The sequence below is a fragment of the Caballeronia mineralivorans PML1(12) genome, assembly GCF_001028175.1.
Taxonomy (GTDB): domain Bacteria; phylum Pseudomonadota; class Gammaproteobacteria; order Burkholderiales; family Burkholderiaceae; genus Caballeronia; species Caballeronia mineralivorans.
The window spans coordinates 1-15,498 of record NZ_AEJF01000261.1 but is presented as its reverse complement, the minus strand read 5'-3'; the positions used below and the strand labels follow the sequence as shown (position 1 = coordinate 15,498).

General features: G+C 57.7%; 15 protein-coding genes, 1 tRNA gene and 1 pseudogene. 7 read left to right on the top strand and 10 right to left on the bottom strand.

Going from position 1 to position 15,498, the window contains the following annotated elements; genetic code table 11:
• Positions 1-378: 378 nt before the first annotated feature.
• From tssF to EOS_RS42375, 3 genes are read right to left on the bottom strand one after another with little or no spacing between them, the layout of a single operon-like run.
• Complete coding sequence (gene tssF, locus EOS_RS42385) at positions 379-2,214, bottom strand: type VI secretion system baseplate subunit TssF (RefSeq protein WP_047898230.1); 1,836 nt, start codon at positions 2,212-2,214, stop codon at positions 379-381.
• A 7-nt stretch (positions 2,215-2,221) separates the two neighbouring features.
• Positions 2,222-3,037 (bottom strand): hypothetical protein, encoded by an 816-nt coding sequence (locus EOS_RS42380; RefSeq protein ID WP_047898229.1) that lies wholly within the window; start codon positions 3,035-3,037, stop codon positions 2,222-2,224.
• Positions 3,034-4,086 (bottom strand): hypothetical protein, encoded by a 1,053-nt coding sequence (locus tag EOS_RS42375; RefSeq protein WP_047898228.1) that lies wholly within the window; start codon positions 4,084-4,086, stop codon positions 3,034-3,036. Before EOS_RS42375 ends, EOS_RS42380 begins: the two co-directional genes overlap by 4 nt.
• A gap of 315 nt (positions 4,087-4,401) precedes the next feature.
• Between EOS_RS42375 and EOS_RS42370 the strand changes: the two genes are divergently transcribed.
• The 6 genes from EOS_RS42370 (at position 4,402) to EOS_RS42345 (ending at position 10,708) form a co-directional block, all read left to right on the top strand.
• Complete coding sequence (locus tag EOS_RS42370; protein ID WP_047898227.1) at positions 4,402-6,498, top strand: type VI secretion system Vgr family protein; 2,097 nt, start codon at positions 4,402-4,404, stop codon at positions 6,496-6,498.
• Between the two features lie 11 nt (positions 6,499-6,509).
• Positions 6,510-7,811: a DUF2169 family type VI secretion system accessory protein gene (locus EOS_RS42365; protein WP_047898226.1), complete on the top strand. Its 1,302-nt coding sequence runs from the start codon at positions 6,510-6,512 to the stop codon at positions 7,809-7,811.
• Complete coding sequence (locus EOS_RS42360; protein ID WP_047898225.1) at positions 7,796-8,152, top strand: DUF4150 domain-containing protein; 357 nt, start codon at positions 7,796-7,798, stop codon at positions 8,150-8,152. Before EOS_RS42365 ends, EOS_RS42360 begins: the two co-directional genes overlap by 16 nt.
• A complete protein-coding gene (locus EOS_RS43900) occupies positions 8,153-9,349 on the top strand; it encodes a hypothetical protein (RefSeq protein WP_053064266.1) in 1,197 nt (398 codons plus the stop codon).
• Between the two features lie 3 nt (positions 9,350-9,352).
• Positions 9,353-9,805, top strand: a complete 453-nt coding sequence (locus EOS_RS42350) for a hypothetical protein (protein ID WP_047898223.1) — start codon at positions 9,353-9,355, stop codon at positions 9,803-9,805.
• Positions 9,806-10,291: 486 nt separating this feature from the next.
• Entirely contained in the window at positions 10,292-10,708 is a 417-nt protein-coding gene (locus tag EOS_RS42345) for a hypothetical protein (protein ID WP_047898222.1), read from the top strand.
• Between the two features lie 251 nt (positions 10,709-10,959).
• Here the strand turns inward: EOS_RS42345 and EOS_RS42340 are convergent, their stop codons facing one another.
• From EOS_RS42340 to EOS_RS42325, 4 genes are all read right to left on the bottom strand, one after another.
• On the bottom strand, positions 10,960-11,415 hold the full coding sequence (locus EOS_RS42340) for a hypothetical protein (RefSeq protein ID WP_047898221.1): 456 nt from the start codon (positions 11,413-11,415) through the stop codon (positions 10,960-10,962).
• 3 nt (positions 11,416-11,418) lie between these two features.
• Entirely contained in the window at positions 11,419-11,943 is a 525-nt protein-coding gene (locus EOS_RS46850; RefSeq protein WP_152693277.1) for a hypothetical protein, read from the bottom strand.
• Positions 11,944-12,451: 508 nt separating this feature from the next.
• Positions 12,452-13,696: a tyrosine-type recombinase/integrase gene (locus EOS_RS42330; RefSeq protein ID WP_047898219.1), complete on the bottom strand. Its 1,245-nt coding sequence runs from the start codon at positions 13,694-13,696 to the stop codon at positions 12,452-12,454.
• A 158-nt stretch (positions 13,697-13,854) separates the two neighbouring features.
• Positions 13,855-13,944: transfer RNA gene (locus EOS_RS42325), tRNA-Ser, on the bottom strand.
• A 92-nt stretch (positions 13,945-14,036) separates the two neighbouring features.
• On the opposite strand from EOS_RS42325, the gene EOS_RS42320 reads away from it, so the two are divergent.
• A complete protein-coding gene (locus EOS_RS42320) occupies positions 14,037-14,222 on the top strand; it encodes a helix-turn-helix transcriptional regulator (RefSeq protein WP_152693276.1) in 186 nt (61 codons plus the stop codon).
• An 80-nt stretch (positions 14,223-14,302) separates the two neighbouring features.
• Here EOS_RS42320 and EOS_RS42315 read toward each other — a convergent pair whose 3' ends face one another.
• From EOS_RS42315 to EOS_RS42305, 3 genes and pseudogenes are all read right to left on the bottom strand, one after another.
• On the bottom strand, positions 14,303-14,713 hold the full coding sequence (locus tag EOS_RS42315; protein WP_047898217.1) for a PIN domain-containing protein: 411 nt from the start codon (positions 14,711-14,713) through the stop codon (positions 14,303-14,305).
• Positions 14,706-14,939: an AbrB/MazE/SpoVT family DNA-binding domain-containing protein gene (locus EOS_RS42310; RefSeq protein ID WP_047898216.1), complete on the bottom strand. Its 234-nt coding sequence runs from the start codon at positions 14,937-14,939 to the stop codon at positions 14,706-14,708. Before EOS_RS42310 ends, EOS_RS42315 begins: the two co-directional genes overlap by 8 nt.
• A 62-nt stretch (positions 14,940-15,001) precedes the next feature.
• A pseudogene (locus EOS_RS42305) lies at positions 15,002-15,498 on the bottom strand (malate synthase G); the annotation flags it as partial.

The following is a 15,498-nucleotide window of genomic DNA, read 5'->3' as shown; positions in this document are numbered from 1 at the left end:
CGTGAAATCTCAATGTGGTCACAACTCGGATGACTGAGAAACCAGCGGAACCCTTCGAATAATGCAGTGACCGGAAGACGTGCCTCAAGCGTTCGAAGTCCGCCAGCCGTGCGGCTCAAATCATTAGCCCCCGAACCACTGCCGGGCAGATTGTCAGCGATTTAGCGTTCGAGGTCGAACGTCTCAAGCTGGCCGAACTCGGGCCGATGCCAAACTTCCCTGGTCGACCGTAGGTGACGATCACTGACGATATGAAACGCAAACACAATTGGTCACATCAGGGCAGCTTCTTTTCAAACCAGCGGTGGGCGTATGGCTCAGCGTTGAACGCATCGACTTCAACGTATCCGGATTGCCGTTAGAGCGCGTTCACCTCGATCAGAGGATCGCCGCTGAGCCCTGGCGTGGCGCGCAACGTCGTATTTCTGCACCGCTGCCGACTGAGAGCAGGACCAGTTGAACAAAACTGTTCACATTAGCGTAAGGCTCGAACAACCGGTCCATTACGCCGGCAAAGAGCGCCATGCTGGTTCCCGCGAACGCCGACTCGTCGACGGTGAGACGAACCTCGATGCCGCGCACGAACGTCGGAAATGGCTTGATCGGCATCCACCTCGTCACGACCTGATGATCGAGTCCCACGATGCCGTCAATGTGCCGTGTTGCCGTCGCGAACCCCGCGCCGGCGTGCTGATGCAGCGTTTGTTTCAACCCAGCGAGGCCCGACGGGGCGAGGGCAAACGGATGCGGCGTCATCCGCGAAATCAACCGCCACAGCGAACCACGCTCACGAGGCAGGCACATCTGTCTCGTTGGACGCGTCAGCATTGTGATCGGACAGGATAGCGACGCACTCTCGTTCAACAGATCTCCATCGTTCGAGCCGAAAGGCAGCGTGGCAGGGATATCGCGGTTCGTGCACGTCAGGTCGATGCCAATCTTCCGGCTGCCCGGTAATGTTGGCTTGCCGTCGATGCTGACCACGGACAACAACAGGGTTTCACTCGCTGATCGGTCCGTCGTGAACTGACCACTCCTGCTGGCCAGCCAGTACAGGTCGCAATTCTGATGTGATGTGCCATGGCGCAGCGCGTGGTACGGTCGGATGTCTGTCTCTGTCTTGCCTGCAGCGTCCTGCTCCGTCATGTACACGCGATCAATCGAATAAACTTCTGCGGTCGATGCCTGCAACGATTGCGGCACCACCGGATATGCTGTGCCGGCGCCCCTCAGCTCGATCGGCACCGCTTCGCGCTCGAAGAGATTGATCACCGGCGCGCAGAACAGTTTCAAGGTTGAGGCGGTCAACGTCTCCAGCACGCGTGCGGCCTGCGAGTCCGACGGGATATTACGAACCACCAGATGAAGCGTGAGTTCCCGGGAAGGGCCTGCCGCTCGTGCGAGCGCGGCAAGGTCGACCTCCACGAAATTGAATTTGTCCGGAAAAGCGAAATAGTCGAGCAGCAGACGAAATCCAGGAGGCGATCCGTCAGTATCGCCAATAAGCGCCTCGCTATCTGCAAAGCCTGCCGCATGTACCGGAATGCCAGACAGCGCTTTCCAGGTGCCTCGACTATCGGCTTCAACGAAAGCCGCGGCTGTGTGCATCAGCAAAGTGTCCGTCAGCGCTCCAACCAGTGGGAGCTGCCCATGGAGGTGAAGTCGCGTCGTGCCCGCTGTTCGTGGCTCCAGCGTGCCGGATTCTGTTGCCGACGCGAACGTGATCGATATCAGGCCCGTCGCGTCGGAGGGCAGTCGTGCCATAGCGGGCGCAGAAGCGGTCGACGAATACCGCGCCGAGCGGATCTTCAACGGCGCCAGCTTGACGTCGTAGATTGTGCGAAAGCGGCACTTGCCTGTTCGCGTCTCCAGTTCCGTGCCGCGATTCACGGTGACCGGTTCGGTCAGTTGCGCAAACAGGTTGCTCGCGTCGAACTGGGCAATCGAGCAAGATGGAAGTGCTCGGAGATAGCGCGGGTACAGAATCTCAAGCAGCGCCTCGATGAACTCCGGGTAGTCATCATCTAGCCGGGTATCGATGCGCGCTCCCAGCAGGGCGAATGATTGCAGCATCCGCTCGATGTGCGGGTCCTCCGAGTGCTCGCCAGATAGAGCAAGATGAGCGGCGATCTTAGGGTTGCGAGCGGCGAATTCGTGCGCCGAGCGGCGCAACCGCATGAGTTCGTGTTCGTAATGCGGAAGCAGGTTTTCCATCGACCGGTCACTTGCGCGTATGAGAAGCGGCGCGCGTTGCCGCTGTTGCGCGGTTCTGGGTAGCGGTCCTGTAGATTGCGCGCAGTTCGGGATTGACCAGCCGCCCGACCCAGTTTCCAGCGCGGGCCTGTTGCACTTCTTCCAGGTCATGCAATGGAAACTGCGTACCGGTGGCCTTCTCCAGCTTACGAAGCTCGGTCAATCCGATGATGACGCGCATGCCATAGCTGAGCGTCAGAATTGGCAGTCCCACCACGGCGAGCGCTATCAGAGCGCCTTGCGCATTCTCTTTGCCAAAAAATGCACCGGCAATCGTCACCAGCGCAATCCCCCCGCCAATGGCGAGCGCGAGCAGAACTGGCGTGGCACTTCGGCCCTTGTTCAGCCAGACAACCTTGCCATCTGCGACGCTCAGATACCGGTTCTCCCTCGTTACCTGGAAATCCTGCCAGGTTATGCGACTCTCGCGGAAGTAAATGATGCTGTACCACGCGGCGAGATAGAGCAGCCCGGCGGGCGCGGCAAGGTAACTGCTCGTCTTTGGGACATGAAAGAAGACCTCAGACAGCATAATGCAGGCAATGAGCAAAAAGACAATGCCGGCGCCAGCGCCGAAAAGCAGCAAGCCGCCAAGATGATACGTATATCGCTTGTTAAAAAATGCGGCCCTGATGGCCCAATACAAGCATGCGACACACATCCCAAGCGAGGGCACGCCCAGGATGGGGTGCATAAACGTCACCATAGCGGCGGTAATCGCCCAGAGAACGGGTACGGCGAAGATTTGCTTCAAGTCGAGGCTTACGGATTTGGCGGAAATCATGGCCGGTACCCACGCCAGGCGTCGACGTGATTGCCAATCCAGTTGCCCACGCCCTCGTGATTCACAAACAGCGCCACGACGATTCCGGCGCCTAGCGCTAACGGTACGACCACGACGGCGGATGTACTTCCCAGAACAGCGGCCACGACGAAGCTAACGCCCCAGGCGGCCAGGTTGGCCGGTTGATTGTGAGCTTCAAGGCTTAGCCATTGACCAAAACTGTGGGAGTCAATCGCATCCAGAACCATCTGCGGCCCGAAAGACAGCGCAGCAGTTCCTTTTGCCCCGGTGAGTATGCCGCCAAGTCTGGTTGCCCCATAACCCTCCATGTTCATCCACGTTTTGGACTCGAGCGCGTCCTGCGCCAGTTGCCGGTAAGCCGGAATGCGAATGACGCGCTCCGCGGCCTGCCCTCGAATGACGAACGACTTCGCGGTTTCGCTGGCCGGGATCTCGAAGACGAATTTGCCGTCGACTTTGGTGATCTTGAGAACGTCGCCGAAATTCTTGCGAGCGGACTTGATGCCCTGGTTGCCGCCCTTGTTCGCCCATTGCAGCAGCCGCTTTTGCAAATTAGGAGGCAGATCCAGCATGCCCGATACGGGTGCCCGGGACGCGAGCGCATGGAGCGTCGCCGAGCCCGCTGCCAGGGTGGCTGGCAAACTACCCGGTGCCACGCTGACATCGATCACTTCGCCGACACCCGGGATGCTTCTCGCTTGCTGATAGACCTTCCCGACTTCTGACTGGCTGGTCCTGCTCGATGCCGAGCGCAGCGCACTCAGCGCCTCACGCAGCCACAACACCAGTTGGATACGTTCGTCGGCCGACAGATCCGGGTTCGACTTCAGGCGCTGCACAATGTACTGCGCGGCGGTCAGATTGTCGGTCGCATAGCTACCACCCAGAGGCACCCGGATCACCCCGATATCGCGGCGAAAAAGCGAAAGACTGGGGTCGGGCGATTGGCCCGGCCCAAGCAGTCCCGGCGAAGGGCCGTACCCGTACGGGTCTTCCGCCGTGCATGCGTAAAACGGTGAATTGTTCATGTGTTGCCGCTCTTCGTTTCTAATGCTCGCGCCAATATAATCCGCCGCCGATATTAAGGTTCGTATGCTCCCTGAGGGCTCGATTCATTCGTATAAACCGACGGCGTTATATTTCTGAAAGGGTTGAAACTACCAGCTCATCGCGCTAATGCGCTTCGGTATTCCTGCTTTAGGAACCGGGGCGCTCGTTAGCAACAGCTAATCCATGCAACGGCAATCCATATTTTTGTGGAGCCCCCCGAGACTGCAAACCGATGCATTTTTCAGACAAATCACGTTATTATCCGCATTGTATCGCCGACTTCGGGGAAAGGCATGCAACTCTCAGATATCGCGGGCATTTTGAGTCTGCAGAACAGCCGTCTGTTTAGTATCACCACACCATTGTCCGGTCAATCACAACTGCTGGTTGGCGATTTCCATTGCTCAGAAGGGTTGTCACAACTCTTCCGTGTCACGGCGGGGCTTGTTTCTCAGGATGCGACGATCGAGCTAAAACAGATGATCGGGCAATCGGTGACGGTTGAACTAGAACTCACGACCGGCGCTACACGCTATTTTAATGGCTATGTCACGCAGTTTTCACATATCGGTACTGACGGCGGCCTGGCGATTTACCGGGCGACAGTACAGCCCTGGATCTGGATGCTTTCCCGCCGGATCGATTCGCGGATTTTTCAGGATTTGACAGCGGAAGATATTGTCTCCAAGGTCTTCTCCCAATATTCGAAGCTGGCGTCGTACGAGTTTCATCTCCAGAAGAATCTGAAACCCTACAGCTATTGCACGCAGTATCGGGAAAGCGACCTGAACTTCGTTTTGCGAATACTCGAGCAGGAAGGCCTGTTCTTCTACTTCGAGCACACGAAGGACGGACACAAGTTAATCGTTACAGATGGTTCGCAAAATGCGAAAACCATCGATGGCCAGAGTTCGCTACCGTACGCGACCACCGAAACGCTTGATGATGAAGCGGTCGTCACTTCGTGGAGCGCGCAACGGCAGCTCGAGTCGGGCAGCATCAGCATGAAGACCTTCGATTACAAAGCACCTGGCGCGCGTCGCCTGGTGTCGGGCGACACGAAGACCGACCAGGGTAACGTCGACCGATACGAAGTCTACGACTATGTCGGGCTGCACGGATTCGATTCAACTGATCGAGGAGAGGAGCTGGCGCGCTTTCGCCTCGAGGCTCTGGAGGCGAACGGCAAGCTGTTCAGTGGCGCAAGCAACTGCCGCACGCTGGGTGCCGGCCGGTATTTCGAGCTAACAGATCATTACGATCATGGCAGCGGCAGTCAGGAGGATCGGCAGTTCCTGCTACTGTTCGTCGACCATCACGGCGCGAACAATTACCAGTCGCACGATCAGGCTGCGACCTATTCAAACAGTTTCACGTGTATCCGCAAGAAAATCCCGTTCAGGCCCGCATTGTCGGTCGTCAGGCCCAGCATTCCCGGGCCACAGACTGCCATCGTGGTTGGCCCCAAAGGTGAAGAGATCTATACGGACAACCTGGGTCGCGTGAAGGTGCAGTTTCACTGGGATCGGCTCGGCCAGAGGGATCATCGCAGTTCGTGCTGGGTGCGTGTGGGTCAGCCTTGGGCGGGTGGAGGATTCGGTGCAGTCCAGATTCCGCGCATCGGAGACGAGGTGGTTGTTTCATTCCTCGATGGAAATCCGGACAGGCCGCTCATCACCTCGCGCGTGTACAACGCGCAGAACATGCCGCCGTGGGCGCTACCCGCTAATGCGACCCAAAGCGGCTTTCTGACCCGTTCGAGCAAGGGAGCAACGGCGGCCAATGCCAATGCGATTCGCTTTGAGGACAAGCGCGGGCAGGAAGAGGTCTGGATTCATGCGGAGAAGGATCAGCGCATTGAGGTGGAGAACAACGAGTCTCATACGGTCGGCAATGACCGCGTCAAAACCATCGATCATGATGAGACCGTTCAGGTGAATCACGACCGCACGGAAGCGGTCGGCAACAACGAGACGATCACGGTCGGCGTCAATCGCACCGAGCAGGTTGGTAGCAATGAGACGCTTTCGGTCGGCGGCAATCGCAATGAGACCATCAGTGGGATGGAAAACCTCGTGGTCGCGCTGACGTCGACCGAGACGGTGGGGCTCGCAAAGGCGCTCACGGTAGGCGGAGCCTACACGGTGACGGTTGCCGGCGCGATGAATTCTGCAGTCGGTCTGGCCAGCGCCGAAGAGGTCGGCTTGTCGAAAACCACCCTCGTTGGGAAGACCTGGACGATCAAGGCGGGGGATCGCCTGGAGATCACCGTTGGCAAATCTCGGATCGTCATGGAGAGCAATGGCAACATCTCCATTCTCGGGGCGAACATCAATATTGCCGGCTCGGAGTCAGTGCAGATCGACGGTCAGTCCGTTGACGTCAACTAAGCGGCATCCCGATGGAATTCCGCAATCTGACACCGTTGTACGCCATGGCGTTCAGTGCAGTCGACGTTCGGGGCAATGAGTTTCACGTCGCTGTGATGCGCGTGGGTTATCGCCTCGTCAGGCGATCCACATTCGATAGTAACAACGGACTGACCCACGATTGTGTTCTGCTCGAGGGCGACGCGGCGTTGCCGATCGCAATGAGCGACGAATACGAAGGAGAAGAAGGCCGAAGCAGCGTCAAGGTTGAGAGTGACCTTGCTCCGTTCAAACCCAAATGCGACGTGCTGGTCCGCGCGACGTCTTACGCGCCAGGCGCTCAAGCGGCGATGTCCTGGCCAGCACGGCTGCGTGTATTGGATGGAGAGACGGTCGTGGTGGACAAGGCGCTGCGGGTGTGTGGCCCGCGCAGCTTTCACAAAGGATGGCGCGGGTGGCGATTAGGTGAGCCAGAGCCGGCGACGCATGTGCCGGTGCGTTGGGAGTGCGCATTCGGCGGCTCGAGTCTCGTTGCGGCATCAACGCGATCGGAGCAGTCCGATGCGGACGCCTCGCCGTTGCTCAACGAAGTATGTTTTACCAATCCACTTGGTGCGGGTTGGCTGGAGAAACGGTATCTGTCGCTGAGTTCCCGGCCCGATGTCGAACACACAAGCGACGTGTTGAAACTGCCGTCAACTGAGCGACGCGTTCGCGAGATCCGGGCATGCCAGATCGAAGCGTGGAATGCTCCCGTTACGACGCTTGACATCGCAGACCACAAAGCTACGAACCTTGACGCGACGCAAATGACTGAAGTCGCGACGCGCTATGGCGCGATTCCTGTCGGGCTCGGTCCCGTGGGCCGGGCCTGGAGTCCGAGGCTGGCGCGTGCCGGTACGTACGATGCATCGTGGCTGGAACACGGCTGGCCCTATTTGCCCAAAGACTTCGACTTCCGATACTGGAATGGCGCTCCCGATGATCAGCAGATCGCATGGCCGAGTTCGGGGTTCAGTTTCGAGTTGGCCCACCTCGCGCGTCCGGAAGATAGCACCTCGGGTTTTCTGCGTGCGCGCATGCCAGGGCATCGAGCGATCACTGCACTCAGGTTCGAAACCGGCGCGGTTGCTCTGATCGAGACCCGGCTTGACACCGTGCTGATCGACACCGAAGAGATGACGGTGTCACTGACGTGGCGGGCGGTATTTCCTGCGAACCCCGCAGTCAGGGTGTGCGAAGCGCGCTTCGAAACAGACCCGACGGCACCCGCACTGCGGTTTGATATGTCGCGGTCATCTGACCAGAAGGAGGAATCGTGGCCAGTAACGTGATTGCGCGACAGGACGGCAATTGGAAGATCGTCTCGATGATGCCGGACGTCTGCAAGACTCCGATCGGCAGCAGCACCCCGCCCGTTCCATACCCGGTGACCTCTGATCTTGGCGGGAGCGCGCAAACCTCGACCAATGTGCGTGTCAACGGAAAACCGGTAGTCGTATTCGATGCGAGTTATGCGCCGGCGACCCAGGGGGATGCCGCCGGCAAGGCCAATGGAGTGAAGAGCAATACGGTCGGTGCGAAGTGCTGGCCCCAGGAGAAAAGCAGCACCGTTCGCGTGCAGGGCAAATATGTCGTGCGGCACGGCGACATGTTCTGGATGAACGGGGAGTAAATGGAACAGATTAGTGAGGTCGCCGTCGTCGCTTATCGACAGGCTCTGCCGGACGGCTCGGGCGCGGCTGTTCAGTTTGGGACGGGAAATGGCGCTTCGCTGACGACGTGGCCGAGTGCAGGCTCGGAGGATCTCGTCAGCCAGGACCTGACACCGCAACAATATGACGCGTGGCTCACTGCGCATCCAGAGTTCAACCGGTTGCCTCCCTATCCGCTTGTCGCGTCAGCACCCAAGAATGGGAACACGCTGGGCCGCCTCCAGGGCGAGGTTGCGATGTCGAAGGTGCCGGCCGCGGCGGCTAACCCACCGGTCGCAGCCGAAACCGCAAAAGAAGCCGGCTGGTGGGCCTCAGCAGGTGCCTGGGTACATGGGGGACTAGATGTACTTGGTGCGATTCCTGAGGTCGGCGCGGTTTTCGATGGGGCGAATGCTCTCGTATACGCAGGAGAAGGCAACTTCGCTCAGGCAGCGATATCTGGCGGTGCTGCGGCACTCGATCTCGTGCCAATTGCCGGAACCGCAGGGAAGGTCGCGGAGTTGGGGATCGAGGGCGCAGCCAAGCTTGGCGCTAAGGAAGTAGCGGAGCAGGCGGCAAAACAGGAAGCCAAACAGTTGGCCGAGCAGGAGGCGAAGCAGCTTGCAGAGCAAGAGGCCAAGCAACTCGCAGAGCAGGAGGCCAAGCAACTCGCAGAGCAGGAGGCCAAGCAAGCAGAGCATGCTGCGGAGAAGGATGCCGGCGAGGCTGCGAAGCCGCCAAAAAGCAAGGATGGTGGCAAGGTAAAGGGCGGCCCGTGCGATCATTTGAAACAGGGCTCGGGCAAGGGGCCTTACCGGGGGGGCGCACACAGTAAAACCAGCAAGCCGGCGAATGACGGCAAGGATTCACACCACATGCCGGCAGACGATGTGAGCCCGCTCAAGAGGAACGACGGGCCGGCCATTCAGATGGAGCCCGACGACCATGCAATGACGTCGAGCAACGGCCAGAACGGTGTAGCCGGCAAGCGCTATCGCGCGATGATCGGCGACCTACTGAAGGACGGAAAATGGCGAGAGGCGATGCTGAAGGAGATACTTGACGTTCGCCGCATCGCCTCCGAACTGGAGGACGCGCGTAAGTACAATGAGGCGATGCTGGAGATGCTTGAATATTTCAAGTGCCTCGAAAAGAACAACTTATTACCGATGGGTTGAACTATGGATCGCAAGAAGATGTACGAGATATTTCCACAAGTCGGAGTGGACTCCGTCAAGTTCGGCATGTCCGCCGACGATGTGGAGTCTCTTTGGGGAGCGCCAGCGCGCAAGTCAAAGAATTTTCTTGGCAATAAAACCGAAGTTCGTGATGCCAGCCTGGTCACTTATGATCGAGCGGATGATGGTGTTGCCGAGGTCGGATTCCCGTCTTCGTACGCACAATTGACTCTCAAGGGCGTTCAAGTTTTCCAGCAACCGCATGCGAAAACCATCGGGCAGTTGAGACAGTTAGACTCGGACGCATTTGAAGGTGATGGATTCATCGTGTTCAAAAACCTCGGCGTGAGCCTGTCGGGATTCAGGAGCGACGATTTTGACGCACTGACAGCTACCGCCTTTAAGCTCGGGTGGTGGGACGATGAACTTGCCGACATGACGAAACTTGTTTTGTGAGGCGGATGGCGGTAAGGATCCACACCACATGCCGGTAGACAGCACTAGCGATCTACCTCGCAAAGATGGACCGGCTTTCAGATGGACGAACGGGCCGCACTCCAACAACCAGTTGGGGCAGAAGTTCTGACGCAGTAGAGTATCAGGAGACGCTTGAAGAGCTTTTGCCCAACGGAGAGTGGTGCAAGGCCCACGCGTTCGGGTCAGGTTGGTTGGACCGGTCAGCTTTGGCAGTCAAAGCCTTGTGCCCGTTGACCGACTATCTAGCTGCCACCCTGAAGTCAGCGTCGAACTGACACTCGACAATCACGCAGCACACGCCAAAAGTCGCGATTGCCTACGATCTGCGCACTGATATCGACCGGCCGAAACTGGCCGCACCGGTCCCACGACGAACTACCGTAGCCGACCTGGAGCGGTCGGTCATGTTTGCAGAAAGCGGTCGCTCATCTTCATGCTAGCCTACGTACTTTTCGTTCGTCCCTCATGAAAGCGATCATTGCTCCCGTAGCCATTCTGTTGCTCTCTTTCTTCGCGTCCGCGCCACTTTATGCGGGCGAACTTACATGCGTCTATAGCGGATCAGAAAAGTACTGGATCAACCAAATCAGGATCGATACCAGCGCTGGAATTGCGGAAATAGATACAGGTCCCTACCAGTCGAAAATAGCAACCGTTCAAGCCCGCCTTGCTTATGCGGATAAGTCGCAACTCAACGGCTATCCTGCTTTGGCGTTCGACGCGCCTGCAGGACAGCCAGACCAGCGAAACGTTTTCAAGCTCTTTCGCGTCATGGATCACTGGCGGCTTATCGACGCCGGAATCAAGTACGTGAACGGCGCGCCAACTCTATTGGCCTTGGGCGAGAGCGTGCCATTCAATTGCAGAGGGAACTGGCCGTGATCGTATCGCCGCCGTTGACTGGTAATTGTTGACGATCTACTCCGTGCGGTCGACCGACCGAAACTGGCCGACAGCGGACCTAGTGTATGGAGGGCGCGTTCGAACAGCGATTTCATGTGCGTCGGCGGACATGCCGAACTTGACTGAGTCCACTCCGACTCGCGGAAATATCTCGTACATCTTGTTGCGATCCACGATTCGTACCCACGCTGTCGGTGCCGCCGTGCTAATGCGCATCGCACTAGAACGGCCTACAGCTTTGCCGGCTTCAGACGAGCATCATTTTCGTCCCAGCTTCCCTTCGCAAATACCGTGACGGCCCGATCGTCCTGCTCCGCCACCAGGAAACCGTCCAATGTTATTCCAAATTTGAAAAGCACCGTAAATCCTACGTCCTCACGTGGTGCTCCGTCAGCCCGGCATAGATCGCGATAAACATCCGGCCCGACCCGATCAAACAGTCGAACACCAGCGACCTCCGCCTCGCTTTGGTCACTGCCAAACCCGATCTCTACCACCGATCCTGCATCATGCGACAGCGTGATAGTGAGGTCTTCCGCGAGCCAGCGATCAGTTACCTTTGGGACGAATCGACTTTTTCTCGAACTGTCTGGAGGTCCGAGCAGCGCATGCAGTTGCGTGCGAGTCATACCCAGCGTGACCGGACCTGCACTGACATAGGGGGTAATGATGAAAGGTGAGAGCATTGATTATCCGAGTGGTAACAGGCCGTTCTTCTCGAGGCATCGAAAATACTCCAGCATTTCCAGCATAGCCTCGTTGTACTTCCCTGCGTTTCCAATGGCCTTGGCGATGTCCCTAATATCTTGAATCTCGGTTGCCATGGCTTTTCGCCAGTTACCGCTTTTTAACAGATCACCGATCATCTGTCGGTATTGCCTGGCTTCACTTCCGCCTCTTCCGTTGCTCGCGGTCTGATAATGATCGCTCGGGTCCATCTGGATGGCAGGTCCATCATTTCGTGCAAGTGGACTCACATCGTCCGCGGGCATATGGTGAGAGTCCTTTCCATCATTTACCGGCTTACTGGTCTTGCTGTGCGCTCCCCCTCGGTAGGGTCCCTTGCCAGATCCTTGCTTCAAATGATCGCACGGGCCGCCTTTTACCTTGCCACCATCCTTGCCTTTTGGCGGCTTCGCGGCTTCGCTGGCATCTTTCTCCGCAGCGTGTTCTGCCTGCTTCGCTTCAAGTTCTGCTAGGTTGGATATCGTCAACTACGACGTCCGATTGCGCGACAACTATGATGGCCGGTCGACGGGGGTATCGGCACCAGGTCGAGCGCTGCTGCGCCTCCGGATAGGTTTGCAGGGTTTCCTAATCTGCTAAGCGTTAGCAAACGAAGTGACCACGGCTGATCGATTGTTGCGGGTTCTAGACAGAGTTCAGTTCGGACCGTTATCCATCATCGCTTCCACACAGTTCGCGAATATGCGCGAATCGAATCGTTTCCCGGGTGGAAAAAAGGCGAGGCCCCTGTAGGCCTTTTAGTAAGCGGGGCTGCCGACCCGCGCCATCGCACTAGCCAACAAGTCGCAAAGTTAGTAAACAAGTGAACAAATTTGTTTACTCAGTCGACATTGGAGACTTAGTGAACAGCTTGTGGCGTTTACCGAAACCGATGCGATTAGGCGAAGCCGCCTACCGCTGGTACGATGTCTTCGAACGGCTGCATGAAAAAATCACCGCGCAGAAACCTTCCGCGCCGCGTTGCTCCCACCGCTCTCAACCTATTTCTAATTCAGCGCTGATCGCTACATCGGCTTGGTTCAGTTCGCCGTCGATATAGTCTGCCCATGCCTGCATTAATGCTCGGCGCTTGTCGAACAGATCGCCACGTCGATACGCGCTCTCCGTCTTGTCGCGTATCGCGTGCGCCAGCGCCATCTCGGCAACCTCGCTCGGAAATGCCGTGCATTCGGAGGTCCAATCCCGCAACGTCGAGCGAAAACCGTGCGTGGTCAGGTCGCTACGCTTCATGCGCTTGAGCACGGCCAGCAAGGCCATGTTCGATAGCGGGCGACCTTCCTTGGCGCCTTCGAACACCACACCCTCGCTGCCTTTTGTTGGTAGCGAATTCAGCAGATCCACGGCCGCCTGAGATAGCGGCACGCGGTGATCGCGCTTGGCCTTCATCCGCTCAGCCGGAATGGTCCATATTGGCACTGACAGATCCAGTTCGGCCCACGTCGCGCCGAGTGTTTCGTTCGTGCGAGTGGCCGTCAGGATTGTGAACTGCAGCGCACGTGCGGCCGTTCCTGCACTCGCTTGCAGAAGCTTGGCGAACGCGGCCATCTCGGGATAGGGCAAGGCTGAATGGTGCTTGGGCTTTTGCACCTTCGACGGAGCGGCTAACAGGTGGTCCAGGTGGCCGGTCCAGCGTGCCGGATTTTCGCCGTCCCGCAGACCTTGCACCTTCGCTGCATCAAGGATGTTTTCGATCCGGCCTCGTAGTCGCGTAGCTGTCTCGTTCTTGGTCAGCCAGATCGGTTTGAGGACACGCAACACGAGGTCCGTGTCGATGTCTTTCGGTCGCAATGCACCGATGATCGGATAGGCGTAGGTCGTGAGCGTGTTCGTCCACTGCTGCGTGTGCTTGACGTTGCGCCATGTGCCTTCATGGGCCTCGATGTATTTCGAGGCGCACTGCTTGAAGGTCATCGAGCGGGCGGCGTCGATCTTGCTGCGCGCCTTGTCTTGCTTGCGAAGTACCGATGGGTCATCGCCGCGAGCGACCGCCGCCTGATGTTCATTGCGTGCTGTCCTAGCTTGCTCAAGCGTCACGCGCGGATACGGTCCGATTTGGATCGAGCTCTCGCGGCCATTGGGTTTCGTGTAGCGGAACTGCCAGTACTTGTGGCCGGTTGGCCGCACTTGAAGAAACAGGCCGCCACCGTCACGCAGACGGTAGACCGCCGCGCGCGGCTTGGCTGCGCGGCATTGAAGATCGCGTAGAAGACTTTCGGCCATTGAAGTGTAAAACCCCGCAAAAAAGTACCCGGAAAAGTACCCGGAATTTTGCGTGATTTCGTAAGATTTTGCGAGACTGTTAGAGACTTCAGATTCGCCGAAAAGCCTTATTATTAAAGGCTCTCCGGGATTTCATGACACTGCTTAAAACGCTATTCTGGCGGAGAGACGGGGATTCGAACCCCGGTTAGGTTTGACCCTAAACACGCTTTCCAGGCGTGCGACTTAAACCGCTCATCCATCTCTCCAGCAAGTCGCGGATTATAGCAAACTCGCGGGTTCGTGCCAGCCCCCTTGTGGAGAAGAGGTTCGGGACGGGCGGATACGCACAAAAACGTTGATGAACGGCGGTGCGGCGCGAGCGGCCATTAGTCCAGAAATGGCGATGCGGCTTGAGATTGCGCTCGGCAAGAGCGCGGAATCATGGCTAGCTCATCAGGCCGGGTTTGATCTTTGGCAGGTGGATCAAAAAAAGGGCGCGCTGCATGTCCAGAAGTTAAAACGAGGGCGCACCAGTACGCAGTGAGGCGGTTAGTGCATTGGACGTGGTCGTGAAACGCGCATGATGCGCCGACAGTCCGTCTCAAGAAACGTTGAAACGAGCAATCACAAGCCAGTAATGGCAAACGGATTAACGATCCGCAACCGCGCATCGATAACCAGCCCATCATGCATGTCCTCAGAGTAGAGGACTTCACATTCTGCGAGTAGCGCCGCTGCTGCAATCATTGAGTCATAGACTGACAGGCCGTATCGCTCCGAGAGGCGCCGGCCGGTATCGTGGGTCTCCACGGTCAGTGGCTCAGTCGTGCATACAGCCCGAACTGCGTCCAGCACATCGTTCGTTTCGAGCCATGACATTGCCAGTTTGCGTCGGGTCACATTGGCGATCTCGTTCAGCACCTGAACGCTGATGACACCGCCATCTGCCATCAAACCCTCAGCGCGGTCTGCTTTGACCGCATCGCCGGACAGGAGGTACAGCGCCACGTTACTGTCCAGGAATACCTTAGTCATCGCGATTGGCGTCGTCGCGGTTGAACGTGAAATCGACGGGCAGCCGGCCACGATATTGGCGGAGCCGGTCGAGCAACGCGCGACCGGTCGGTTTTTTCTTGATCTGGAATTCGCGCGCGCCTGCGATAACGACTTCCACGTCGTCGCCTTCGTGCAATTCGAGCGCTTCCACTACCGTTGCTGGAAGGCGGATTGCAAGACTATTGCCCCACTTGGATACTTGCATGACTGCCTCGTTGGATATACGTTTTCATATTGTATATCCAACGAGTGTCAGGCTACTAACTTTCAACCGCGATGCTGCTTAACCTCCAGCCGGAACTTATGCAGCAACGGCTCAGTGTACCCACTAGGCTGCGCACGCCCCTCAAACACCAGCGCCTTCGCCGCCTTGAAGGCCAGCGAAGTTTCGAAGTAACCGGCCATCGGCTGATAGTGCGGGTCGTTGGCATTCTGTGCATCGACGACCTTCGCCATGCGCTCGAACGTCTCGTTCACCAGCGCTTCCGACACCACCCCGTGATGCAGCCAGTTCGCAATATGTTGACTCGATATCCGCAGCGTCGCGCGGTCTTCCATCAGCCCGACATCGTGGATATCCGGCACCTTCGAACATCCCACGCCCTGATCGATCCATCGCACCACGTAACCCAGAATCCCTTGAACGTTGTTCTCGATCTCCTGGCGAACTTCCGCCTCCGACCACTGCGCCTTTTCCACGACGGGAATCGTCAGCAATCCATTCAACAGGTCATCGCGAGCGCTGGCGTAACCGGTCTTCTCCA